Annotated in this window: 13 protein-coding genes and 1 other RNA gene; 10 read left to right on the top strand and 4 right to left on the bottom strand. The window is 28.8% G+C overall.

Going from position 1 to position 12,381, the window contains the following annotated elements:
* Positions 1-2,136 precede the first annotated feature (2,136 nt).
* The 10 genes from ERUM_RS03025 (at position 2,137) to ERUM_RS02985 (ending at position 9,220) form a co-directional block, all read left to right on the top strand.
* A complete protein-coding gene (locus ERUM_RS03025) occupies positions 2,137-2,403 on the top strand; it encodes a monovalent cation/H+ antiporter complex subunit F (protein ID WP_011155236.1) in 267 nt (88 codons plus the stop codon).
* A complete protein-coding gene (gene mnhG / locus ERUM_RS03020; protein ID WP_011155235.1) occupies positions 2,400-2,699 on the top strand; it encodes a monovalent cation/H(+) antiporter subunit G in 300 nt (99 codons plus the stop codon). Before ERUM_RS03025 ends, mnhG begins: the two co-directional genes overlap by 4 nt.
* The gene (locus tag ERUM_RS03015; RefSeq protein ID WP_011155234.1) at positions 2,686-3,231 is read left to right on the top strand and encodes a DUF4040 domain-containing protein; all 546 of its coding nucleotides are present in this window, start codon (positions 2,686-2,688) and stop codon (positions 3,229-3,231) included. The genes mnhG and ERUM_RS03015 overlap by 14 nt, the downstream gene beginning before the upstream one ends.
* Entirely contained in the window at positions 3,224-3,643 is a 420-nt protein-coding gene (locus tag ERUM_RS03010; protein ID WP_011155233.1) for a Na(+)/H(+) antiporter subunit B, read from the top strand. Before ERUM_RS03015 ends, ERUM_RS03010 begins: the two co-directional genes overlap by 8 nt.
* Positions 3,644-3,737: 94 nt before the next feature.
* Positions 3,738-4,073 carry a cation:proton antiporter subunit C gene (locus ERUM_RS03005; protein ID WP_011155232.1) on the top strand — a complete coding sequence of 112 codons (336 nt, stop codon included), beginning with the start codon at positions 3,738-3,740 and terminating at the stop codon, positions 4,071-4,073.
* 142 nt (positions 4,074-4,215) lie between these two features.
* Complete coding sequence (locus ERUM_RS03000) at positions 4,216-6,045, top strand: Rne/Rng family ribonuclease (RefSeq protein WP_044148664.1); 1,830 nt, start codon at positions 4,216-4,218, stop codon at positions 6,043-6,045.
* A gap of 74 nt (positions 6,046-6,119) precedes the next feature.
* Positions 6,120-8,057: a molecular chaperone DnaK gene (gene dnaK / locus ERUM_RS02995; protein WP_011155230.1), complete on the top strand. Its 1,938-nt coding sequence runs from the start codon at positions 6,120-6,122 to the stop codon at positions 8,055-8,057.
* A 47-nt stretch (positions 8,058-8,104) separates the two neighbouring features.
* A non-coding RNA gene (ssrS, locus tag ERUM_RS04900) (6S RNA) lies at positions 8,105-8,261 on the top strand.
* Positions 8,262-8,297: 36 nt separating this feature from the next.
* Positions 8,298-8,759 carry a type II toxin-antitoxin system RatA family toxin gene (locus ERUM_RS02990; RefSeq protein WP_011155229.1) on the top strand — a complete coding sequence of 154 codons (462 nt, stop codon included), beginning with the start codon at positions 8,298-8,300 and terminating at the stop codon, positions 8,757-8,759.
* A gap of 164 nt (positions 8,760-8,923) precedes the next feature.
* Positions 8,924-9,220, top strand: a complete 297-nt coding sequence (locus ERUM_RS02985) for a hypothetical protein (RefSeq protein WP_151450213.1) — start codon at positions 8,924-8,926, stop codon at positions 9,218-9,220.
* Positions 9,221-9,397: 177 nt separating this feature from the next.
* On the opposite strand, the gene ERUM_RS02980 is transcribed toward ERUM_RS02985, so the two are convergent.
* The 4 genes from ERUM_RS02980 to ERUM_RS02970 form a co-directional block, all read right to left on the bottom strand.
* Entirely contained in the window at positions 9,398-9,874 is a 477-nt protein-coding gene (locus ERUM_RS02980) for a DUF3023 domain-containing protein (RefSeq protein WP_011155227.1), read from the bottom strand.
* A gap of 584 nt (positions 9,875-10,458) precedes the next feature.
* The gene (locus ERUM_RS05190; RefSeq protein WP_258010793.1) at positions 10,459-10,593 is read right to left on the bottom strand and encodes a hypothetical protein; all 135 of its coding nucleotides are present in this window, start codon (positions 10,591-10,593) and stop codon (positions 10,459-10,461) included.
* Between the two features lie 264 nt (positions 10,594-10,857).
* Positions 10,858-11,058: a hypothetical protein gene (locus ERUM_RS02975; protein WP_011256122.1), complete on the bottom strand. Its 201-nt coding sequence runs from the start codon at positions 11,056-11,058 to the stop codon at positions 10,858-10,860.
* A 448-nt stretch (positions 11,059-11,506) separates the two neighbouring features.
* Positions 11,507-12,283 (bottom strand): DUF3023 domain-containing protein, encoded by a 777-nt coding sequence (locus tag ERUM_RS02970; protein ID WP_011155226.1) that lies wholly within the window; start codon positions 12,281-12,283, stop codon positions 11,507-11,509.
* Positions 12,284-12,381 lie beyond the last annotated feature (98 nt).

Raw genomic sequence — 12,381 nt, 5'->3', positions numbered from 1 at the left:
TTGTGTTGATATTTATTTCAAAAGTTGACATATTTTTTTTATTATAAGTGATCTAGTAATACTATGTTTAACAATACAGTTAGGTATTCTATAAACGTGATGAGTATCCAGGATTTCTATAGAGAAATAAGAATTTTTTTAGGTAAAAATCTAGTTTAATTGATATGGGAGTTATTGGGTATTTGAAAATTGATTGATAAGCTTGATACATGATATACTAAATAAATTGAATCAGTTGTAGTAATTTTGAGAATATAAGTGATAATATTAAAGTACTATAATTACTAGCAATTTATTTTTTAATAGCAGTAAGGTAATATTTAACATTAGTATAATATATTATTATAAAAAAAGTCCAGCATACTGATTATTACCTAAAGCAACTACTACTGGACTAGTGAAGTAAGGTTAGCTTTGAATAATATAAAATGAATATTTGATTGGATCATTTTGTATTTTTTATAATGTTTGTGTAAGTTATAAATTTTTAATAATGGAAGCTTAATGTTTAAGCTTTATATAAATTATAAAGTTTTTTGTAGTTACTTTTACATGTATATTCTACATCAATTATATATTTTTAGATATAGTTTAAATACCTAATTATGCTTTTCTATCTTAGAAGGTAATAGTTTTTTGTAAAATAATATACAGAATCCTTTATATGTGTTTGCATTTCTTAGTTTTTTTGTAGTGAACAGTTTAGTATACAAAATATCTAAATAGTTTTTTTATTCTTAATTATACTATCTGAATTGCACTTTCTGAAGATATATATATTTTGAAGGATCTGTTGTACTTTTTGTTAAGATTGTGACTTTGTCATTATTATTCAATTTGTATTATTAATACTATACATATGCATAAGGTATTATAATCTTCATGTTCAGAAGGTGAAGTTTTTTATAGAATATATCAGAAGATCTTTCATATAATTTTTATTTCTTTTCAATATAAAATATAAATTATTTAGATGATTGGTGTATGTGAAAGAAAGTTGAGTAATATCATTTCTCTGAAGTACTTAACATTTTATTTCCTTAAACAACAGGTTTAGTAATAGACGTTATCGAATGAGATCTTGGTGTACATATAATAAGGCTCGTAGTTTTATTAAACTAGTAGACATTTTAAGCGTATTTAATTGTGTCAGATAAAAATTATATTTTAACGAGTTTTTATTGAACTAACACATAAGCATGTGCAATTTGTATTGATATGGAAGAAATATATTGTACTTTCCTAGATGTTGGACAAATATATACGTTTTATATATAAATGATGTATATTATAACTTTTAAAAATTGTAAAATCTTTATTTATGGAGAGAAAATGTTGTATATAAATATACATGCATTTATGTAGAATAGTTGGGTGTTTTTATTTGTTATTAAGCAGAATGCGAGAATTTTTACTACTTTTCCATGTTGTTATAGTCTTGTTATTTTATCAAATACTTCAGTAAGCGAGTCATCTAAAGAAGAACCTAATCTTTGAGAACATTCAACATATAGGAAATTTTACTTATGTGTAATTCTCTATTTAAGTTAATTGCTATATGGATATACTCACTAGACATAGGTTGATGTTAAATTTTATTGAATTTGTATATTTTAAAAATGTCTAGTTGGTTAACATAAGAGTAATTTATCTTTTTAGTTGAGATAGCACTCTGTAAAAGTGTATATAGTTTGTTTATAAAATACAAAAATTTTTTATATGTGTTATTTTATAATTATTTTTATTAGAATATTGGGTGTGTATTTAGGTGTAGTCTACTTAATAAGTGGTCTCAAATCATTGATTATAATTAATTTGTGTGTAAGGTGACTTATTAAGTGAAATATCAAAATAAAAGTCAACATAGCATATTTATGGTAAATAGTATTTAATCAGTTTAGTGTTAATGGTGCACGAAGATACTATAATTAATTTGATAAGTTAAATACTTTGCTACGATAATCTTTTCTTTGTATATTCAAATGTTAAAGAATAAATAATTTTTATTTTTCTATAAGTTTTATAATTGTATAAAAGTTTTTATATTAAAAAAACTATAGTTACTTTAATTTAATTATTTATACCTTATTAATATTGATATATATATTGATCTTATTATAGTTGTTATAAATTTTGATGTTGTTAGTAGTAAGCTTTGTTTTATTATTTTGTATGGGGATGATGTTAATCTACGTAGCTTCTGGGGAGACTATATATGATAAAATACTAGCTGCAAACTTGTTCGGAACATATTCTGTAATACTAATTGTAGTTATTGGAGTTATAAATGATTCTTTATCATTAATAGATGTATCTTTAGTTTATGCTTGTATTAATTTTATTTCTACCATTGCTTTTATGAAATTTTTCATTCATGGGTCGTTTGGAGATACGAAAAGATGATAGGATATTTAAGTATAATAATTTTGGGAATAGGATTATTTTTGATTGTTACTTCTGTTATAGGTGTAATGAGGTTTCCTGGTTTTTATACAAAATTACATCCTGCAGGGATTACGGATTCTTTAGGTTCAGCGTTGATTTTAATTGGGGTAGCTCTACGCTGTGAGTTATCAATGTTTACAGTAAAAGTACTATTATTAATCTGTTTTTTGTGGATTACTAGTACTACTGCTTCTTATGCATTGGTACGTGCTGCCTATCATAATAAGAAAACAGGTGAGAATGATGATGAGTAATGTAACTTTTATTATTAATGTTGTTTTGTCTTTGTTTTTACTAACAATAACATCTTCTCTAGTTTTTTTTAAAGATCTGACTATTAATGTAGTTATGATGAGTATGTTTAGTTTTTTAATGGCGTTGTTATATTTAATAATGGATGCTCCAGATGTTGCAATTACAGAAGCAGCTGTAGGTGCTGGTATAAGTACAGTACTTATGTTGGCTGCATTATCACTACTTAAAAATGATGTAGTAAAAAAGTATAGTAAGGTGAAGGTGTTTCCTATGTTGATTGCAATATCAATGTTTGTGAGCTTATTGTATGCTATACCTGACTTACCGCTTTTTGGAGATCCTGAATCTTTTGCGAATGGTCATGTTGCATCTTATTATCTTGAGAATACCAGTTATTACATAGGGATTCCTAATGTGGTTACAGCGATTCTGGCAAGTTTTCGTGGCTATGATACTTTTTGTGAGACAATTGTAATATTTACTGCTGGTTTAGGTGTATCTTTGTTACTTGTTCGAGGTGATAATGCTTAAAGATCCAGTTTTACGTACAATAACTATTCTTATGGTGCCAGTAATAGTCTTGTATGGTTTGTATGTTCAATTTCATGGTGATTATAGTCCAGGTGGGGGTTTCCAGGCTGGGGTAATTGTTGCTGCTGCAATTATTATATATAGTATGTTGTTTGGATTAAGTATTACATTGAAAGCAATTTCGCCATATATTGTACGATTAATGGGTGGAATCGGTGTGTTGATATACGGGATAACTGGTATTGTTTCAATGTTTTTTGGTGGGGAATTTTTATCTTACTCTGTTTTAATTGATAATTCAGTTGTTGGTCAAGAATTAGGAATATTTCTTGTGGAATTAGGTGTGGGTATTACAGTATGTAGTTCGATGTTGACTCTTTATTTTAGTTTTGTGTCTTGGTGTAAGGAATGAGTAAACATCTGTAAGTTGATGTATTGATAGTTTTATTGTAGATATTTATGGTGTAATACTCTATTTATGTTAATTTGTAATGTGATTTTAGTGTATGATTTTTAGTTATTTTAGTTATGTTGTATCTATAATGTTGATGGTTATAGGTTTATATATTACTATTGCGAATAAGAATCTTGTAAGAAAGCTAATAGGATTAAATATATTTCAAACTTCTGTATTATTGTTTTATATTTCCATAGGTTATGTATATGGTGCTGTTCCACCAATATTAACAGATAAAACAGTGTTATATACTAATCCTTTGCCTAGTGTGTTGATGTTAACAGCAATTGTTGTCGGAGTTGCGATTTTAGCAGTTGGTTTATCGATAATTGTTAAGATTAATAAAAAATTTTCTTCTATAAGTGATAGGAAGATCAGAGATTAGTTAACAGTTATATATTGCTTTAGATAATATATTTTTTATATTGAAATGATAAGAAAATAATAAAGTGTTTTTATCTTTAAAATCTTATCTATACTGTTATAATTAGCTACTATAGTTTCAGTAAGTTTTAGGTGTAAATTTGGTGTCAAATTATAATAAAAGGATATTAATTGATGGGGTATATCAGGATGAAATTAGAGTAGCAGTATTACGTGATGGTCAGGTTGTAGAATTTGACCAAGAATCAAAAAGCAAAAAGTGTTTGAAGGGTAATATATATTGTGCTGTAGTGAAACGTATAGAACCATCTTTACAGGCAGTATTTATTGAGTATGGAATAAATAAGCATGGGTTTTTGCCTTTTTCTGAGATATCTTTGGAATATTATAATATTCCTGAAGAAGAGAAAGAAGCATTATATCAGACCTTGTATAAAGATTCTGATAAAGATACTGATACAAAAAGTGATGATGAAAAATCTACAGATACAATGATTTTATCTGAAGATGAGAGTGAAGGTATTACTGAATCTGAAGAAAAACTAGCATTATTAAAGAAAGAAAACTCAAGAAATAATTATAATAAATCTAAGTTGCCTTTTCATAAGCTATATAAGGTACAGGATGTCATAAAGTTGGACCAAAAAATAATGGTTCAAATTATAAAAGAAGAGCGCGGGAATAAAGGTGCGACTTTCTCAACATTTATTACTTTAGTTGGGAGATATTGCATATTTATGCCTAACTCTGGTAATAAAAATAGTGGGATATCGCGTCGTATAGATGATCCTGAAGAAAGAAAAATATTAAAAAATTTTTTAAATTCTATCAAATTACCTAAAAAATCTGGTTTAATTATTAGAACGGCTGGATCTAATAAAGCTCGAAAAGAAATCGAGCAAGATTTGTCATACTTACAATCAATTTGGCGAAGTATACAAAATAGTTATATAAGTGTTACTGTACCTTCATTATTGTATATTGAGTGGGATATAATAAAAAGAACATTACGTGATTATTGTGATGAAAGTACTCAAGATATTGTTGTATCAGGTAGTCATGCATATGAATTAGCTAAAGAATGTATTAAGTTTATGTTTAGGAATAGGGTACGTCTTAGGATTTATAAAGGTAGTGTACCTATTTTTTCTTATTATAAGATTGAATCTCAAATTTGTGAACTATATAGCAATATAGTAAATCTACCTTCTGGTGGATATATGGTTATTACTCCTACGGAAGCTTTGGTATCAATAGATGTTAATTCCGGTAAAATGACAGGAGAAGATAGTATTGAAGAAACAGCTTATAAAACAAATATGGAGGCTGTTAAAGAAATTGCAAGACAAGTTAATTTACGTGGTTTATCTGGATTAATAGTAATTGATTTTATTGATATGTTAAAATATCGATATTGTAGATCAGTAGAATCTGAAATCAAAGAAGCATTTAAATATGATAAGGCACAAGTTCAGTTTGGGTATATAAGTACATTTGGATTGATGGAGATATCAAGGCAAAGAGTAAAGCAAAGTATATTAGAAGCAAATACAGTACCATGTTCACATTGTAAAGGAGTAGGTAAGGTACGTTCTTTTGAATCATCTTCTGGAGATATACTAAGAAATATTAGATATTGTGCTAATAAAAATCGTAACAAGTTAATAAATGTTTCGGTAGTTGCGCAAATGGTGGAATATTTTTTTAATAATAAGCGTCAGCATATTACTGAAATTGAAGCAGAGTTTAGCGTATCAATAAAGTTAACAGTTAGTCAAAATCTTAATAGTGTATCTGACTTTAGTATTAGTGTTGAAAATGATAATATAGTAAATCAAAGTGAAGATCTGGTAAATGTATTTACTGTTGACTATAAAACTTCTAAGAGTGAAGACTTAAAAGAGGAAGTTCAAAAGTCTACTAGTAGTGTATGGATAAAACGATGGTTAAATCGTATATTTTCGCATATTTAATATAAATTGTGTGAACTTATATTAAATGGGGTTGTAATCTTGGTAATTGGTTATTATATCTGTGAATATCGATTTTGATTTTATGTAGGGGGCTGTTTATGGCTGTTATAGGTATAGATTTAGGTACGACAAATTCTTGTGTTGCAGTAATGGAAGGAGGTGATGCAAAAGCTATTGAAAATAGTGAAGGTGCAAGAACTACCCCTTCGATAGTTGCGTTTACTGATTCAGAAGTTTTAGTAGGTGATCCAGCAAAGCGTCAAGCTACTACAAATGCTAAAAATACTATATATGCTAGTAAAAGACTTATAGGACGTAGGTATCAGGATACAAGGGATATTAAAACATCTTATGATATAGTATCTGCAAAAAATGGGGATGCTTGGATAAAAGTACGTGATAAAGATTATTCTCCTAGTCAAATTGGTGCTCTTATTCTAGAGAAAATGAAAGAAACAGCAGAAAGACATCTTGGTTGTAAGGTCGAAAAAGCTGTAATTACAGTACCTGCGTATTTTGATGATGCACAGCGTCAAGCAACAAAAGATGCTGGAAGAATTGCAGGACTTGATGTTATTAGAATAATTAATGAACCTACAGCTGCTGCTTTGGCTTATGGATTAAATAAAAGTGATAAGCAAAAAGTAATAGCGGTATATGATTTAGGTGGTGGTACTTTTGATGTTTCAATTTTGGAAATAGCTGATGGTGTTTTTGAAGTCAAGTCAACTAATGGTGATACAATGCTTGGTGGTGAAGACTTTGATCATGCTATTATGGAATATTTGATGGATGATTTTAAAAAAAGTACAGGTATTGATTTACATTCTGATGCTATGGCAATGCAGAGAATTAAAGAAGCAGCAGAAAAGGCTAAAATAGAATTATCTAGTCGTATGGAAACTGATATAAATTTACCATTCCTTTCTAGTGATAGTACTGGACCTAAGCATTTGAGTTTAAAGTTAACTAGAGCTACATTTGAGAATTTGGTGAGTGATCTTGTAAAAAGAACTATTGAACCATGTAAAAAAGCATTAAAGGATGCTGGTATATCTGCAGATAAAATTGATGAAGTTGTATTAGTAGGTGGTATGACCAGGGTACCTAAAATAATACAAACAGTAAAAGAATTTTTTGGTAAAGAGCCTCATAAGGGGGTAAATCCAGATGAAGTTGTTGCAATAGGTGCTGCAATACAGGGTGGTATTCTTGCTGGTGATGTAAGAGATGTATTATTACTTGATGTTACTCCTTTATCTTTAGGTATAGAGACTTTGGGTGGTGTGTTTACTCCATTGATTGAAAGAAATACTACAATTCCTACAAAGAAATCTCAGGTATTCTCAACAGCAGAAGATGGTCAAACTGCAGTAACTATTAAGGTATTCCAGGGTGAGAGGAAAATGGCAAATGACAATAAGTTGCTAGGTCAGTTTAGTTTAGAAGGGATTCCTCCAGCTCCTCGTGGTATGCCTCAAATTGAAGTTACATTTGATATAGATGCAAATGGAATAGTTCATGTTTCAGCAAAAGATAAAGCTTCTGGAAAAGAACAGGCTATTAGGATTCAATCATCTGGAGGTCTGACTGATGATGAAATTCAAAATATGATCAAGGAGGCTGAAAGTAAAGCTGAAGAAGATGAGAAACGTAAGAAATTTGTTGAGGTGAAAAATAATGCTGAGAATTTAGTGCATTCTACAGAAAAATCTTTAAAAGAGCATGGTGATAAGATTTCAAATGCTGATAAGCTTGATATTGAAAATGCTATCAGGGATTTAAAAGATTGTATCAGTAAGGATAATATAGAAGATACAGATACTATGCAGAACAAGCTTGACCATCTCATGAAAGTATCTATGAAATTAGGGGAAGCTTTATATTCTAATACTAACAATGCTACAGCTGGTGATAATAATACTACTGATACTGGATCATCATCAAATAGTGATGGATCTAAAGTTGTAGATTCTGATTATCAAGAAATTGATAAAAAGGATGGTAAGTAAATTAATACAAGTTGATAGATCCATTGTATTATGTTACGATCTTATGGGGGTTTCTGTGTTGTACGTTGAAGTTAAGTTAATTCCTCGAGCTCGATTGATTCTTTAGGGAACTGTCACTGTTAGTTAGTGGTGACTAATAAACGGTACCCACCTTAACTTAAGTCTCAGGATATTCAGAGCATAGGCGGCAATTACGGTTTCCTCCGTAAGATTTTTTTGTTCTTGTAGAAAGATCTTATTATGTCTAATAATCAATATAATCTAAATCAGGAGGAAATTTTAAATTTTTCTGCTATTGATTTATTTAATATAGTACTAGATGTAGAGAAGTACCCAGATTTTCTTCCATGGTGTAAGGCAGTATATATAAAGCAACGTAGCGATGCGATGATAGTTGCTGATTTATTAGCAAGTTTCAAGGGATTAAGTGGTCAATATACTTCATATATTATATTTGAGCAGCCTACTGTGGAATTGCCAGGGTGGATAAAGGTTGAAGGAGGAGAAAATTTATTTAAATTTTTATATAATCAATGGACTTTTGTCCCACAAAAAAAAGATGAAACATTAGTACAATTTTATATTAGTTGTGCTTTTAAAATTCCTATGTTGCAATCTGGATTTAATTTAGTATGTGACCATGCATATAAAAAGATAATTACTGCTTTTAGAGATAGGGCAATTAGCTTATTAAAGAAATAGCTTTAAGTGTAAAGCGATAGTATACCTACTACAAGTTATTAGAGTTAATAATAGCTGTATCTTTATAAACAGATACAGAAGATGATATTGTAATGTAAAATTATATATCTTGCAAATAAACTTCTATGGTACTATGTCGATCAACTGTTATATTTGCTAGTGTTGTGCTAACCTCATTTTTATTTTCTACTATAGTTACACGACGACTATGTATATTATCATTTGCTCTTACTTTTAATGAACATACTGCCTTTGATTGTGGTTCAGCATTCTCTATAGTTTGTATATCTGATTGTTCTGTAGATGAGATAATACTTGCAAATTTGTTTTTAAGATGTGACTTGGTAAGCCATCTAGGAGGTTCTGTCCTGGATGATGTTTCTGTATTATCTGTCTGTTTGTTAGGTTCTGTACTATCTACTTGTGCCTGTAATAGTTCTTTAGTGGGTGTATTAACATGATATATACCATAGTGTTTTTTCTTTTGATATTGTGTCTTATGTGCTGTAGTGGTAGTTATAGGACTTTCTTCTGTATTATCTTCTGTATGTTGTGTTATATCGATATTTATAAAAGTAGCATTTTTTAATTCACTACCAGCAAGAGTTTGTAAAGCTTCTGATTCGTTAAAAATGTTATTAAGCTTGGTTTACATAGTTACCTGCGTATAATGGTCTACATAAAATGAAAATACCAAAACCACTCATATTTAAATTAGTATGATTGTCAGTATGTGCTGTTATCTTATAATGTTCTAATAAATCCTTAAATTTTTGTGTTTTCTGTTCATGAACTAAGAAGTATATATTTAGTATAAAGACTGGTGTTGGAAGTGCACTATGAATGAAATTATATAACAATTCTTTGATAGCTGGGTATTTGTTTACTGTGTGACGAGATAAATGGCATCTAATGAGAAATAATGATTTACCTTCTGGTGTGCATAGATCGTTTTTGTTATTTTTACTTGTAAAAATTGTTAGATTTCCACTGTTATCTGTCTTTCCTATACAACGGCAGCGTGTTACATCGATTTTTTCTTTCATGTCATTTAAATCGTCTAATACACGACTATGTAAATTTTGTGTGTATTCAGCACTGTTTTTAAAGAGCATAGTTATTCCATTAATTTACACATGGGCTTGATTGTAATGGTATAATAATATTATTTTTATACTATTACAAGCATATTATGCTGTTACAAGCATATATGTTTGTGTAGAGTAAGGTATTGTTAATGTAAGTTAGATTGTGGTGTTTTTATGCTAAATTTAAGACTGATGTTGTAAAGTAGTATTTATGCATTAGTCATAAAATGAATATAATATGGAGGTTAAAACTGTGATTAATTATATAACTGATGCACAATAATCTCAGTATTGTTTATGTATTTCTCATTTTATTGTGAGTTCTACTTATAATTAGTTTATGGATAGATATACTATCAATAATATTATAAGCTTTTAAATGGTTAGTGAGAGAATTATAATGACTAAAGCCTATTAATAATATTTTACAAAATTATCAAGACTGTTTGTAAGATGACTAAAAAACTTATGTCTATATTGGTAGAACTAGGTTTTAAAGGTGATGTAGTTTCTGTTGCACTTAAAATACTTTGTTGACTTTGTAATACATTTTCTCATTCTACCGCACATCTAGTACTAGTGTTTTTGGTACTTACTTCATCTTTATTGTGTTATAGTAGTTGTGAATAGTTCAGTTTATTTGGTGCTAATTTTCTAGTAATAGGTGGTGTGGTTGTTGTTTTTATAAACATAACATTTTGTAATCCTCCAAAATTCTTTAAAGCTTTTTCTTTATCGAAATCCATATCTAATGAGTATAAACCATGAGCTACACTAAGAGGGTTTACAATATTATTTGATCAATACTTTCTATGTTATATATTGGCATGAAGTGCTCATTTATGAGCATATTGAGTTTGCTGTTATCTATTAATATGTAGAGTTATATCTACAGTAGGTACTGGTTGCATAGTTAAAAAAAGTGTGAGCTATTTTTTTACCGATGACAGCTTTCATCATATTTGATATTGATGGATTATCAAAAACTCTCTTAGAAAGTATACTACATTCTATATAAAACAATGATCTATGTGCTTGTGGTTCACACAAATTCCTGATTTATCTTGGTTGATTATAACATTTAAAGTTCCATTATTTTCTGTATATCCTATGCAGCGAGATAATTTTACATACACTTTTATGTTCTCTAAACACTCTACTGCTGCATTATGTAACTGTTGCGTATTGTCAGAATTGTATTTGAATAGCATAGAATTACCGATTAAATTAACACACGTTGTTCTTATATTATATAAATACTTAGTGTATCATTTACGATTATTTTTATAATATTAATGGTTAAATTTATAAGATAATATGCTATAAATTAAGGTTGTGGTAACTTGATATTATAAAATAATTATCTCACGTATGTTTCCTTATGTTATTAATAGATTAAAATATCTTCTAGGTAATGAAATAGAAGGGAAATTAGCTTACTGAGTTGATATTACTGATAGATTTTATTTTTTTAGTATCGAAAGCTTGTAATGTTTATTATATTTAAAGTGTATATGCATGGTTTTGAACTACTAATGATGAGCATAATATATAAAAGTATGGAAGAATCACCATAAAATTAAAAAGTCACCATGCATACTGTAAGTAAATATAATTGTAAGTTTTACAATAGTTAAGAAGGAAATTATTACTAATTTGTTAATAGTATTTTTCACATAGTTTCTCAAGAGCTATTGAGACATCAGTTAAAAAATTAATATCATATGTTGCTGCTTCCGTATTAGTGAGTTGTTGTGGTTGTATATCTCCTCCTACTGCACCTTGTTTAATGGTTGTAGAACTTGTTTCATGTTTATTATGTTTGTCTGATAGTTGTAAATAGCCATGTGAGCCTTTTGTAGATTGTAGTTTTTTAGTAGTAGGTGGTCGTCTAATATCTAATCTTGTGAAGATAGCATTCTTTAGTCCTCCAAACTCTTTTAAAGCTTCTTCTTCATCAAAGTACAAGTCTAATGAATATGTTCCTTTGCTTACAGATAAGGGTTTACATAGTATTATTTTTCCAAGATTACCTATGTTATTGACAGGGCAAAGGTATTCCTTTGTTATCATGTGAATTTTAGATTCGTCTATTAATATATAAAACTCGAAATCTGCAGTAGGTGCTGTAATGCGGTAATCAACACTTGCACGCACAATTTTATTACGAATAACTGCTTTTAAGATATCCGATATTTCTTTGTGATTAGCAACTTTATGCTCAGATAGACTACATGTCATATAATATAAAGATATACCTTGAGGTTTACATAAGCTTTCTTTTTTATCTTTGCTGACTATAACATTTAAAGTTCCATTATTTTCTGTATATCCTATGCAGCGAGATAATGTTACATACACTTTTATGTTCTCTAAACACTTTACTGCTGCATTATGTAACTGTTGCGTATTTTCAGGATTGTATTTGAATAGCATAGAATTACCGATTAAATTAACACACGTTGTTCTTATATTATATAATACTTAGTGTATCATTTACGATTATTTTTATAATATTGATGGTTAAATTTATA

It is taken from the genome of Ehrlichia ruminantium str. Welgevonden, from assembly GCF_000026005.1.
GTDB lineage: Bacteria > Pseudomonadota > Alphaproteobacteria > Rickettsiales > Anaplasmataceae > Ehrlichia > Ehrlichia ruminantium.
The sequence above is the reverse complement of the archived record's forward strand: the minus strand, read 5'-3'. Positions and strand labels throughout refer to the sequence as shown.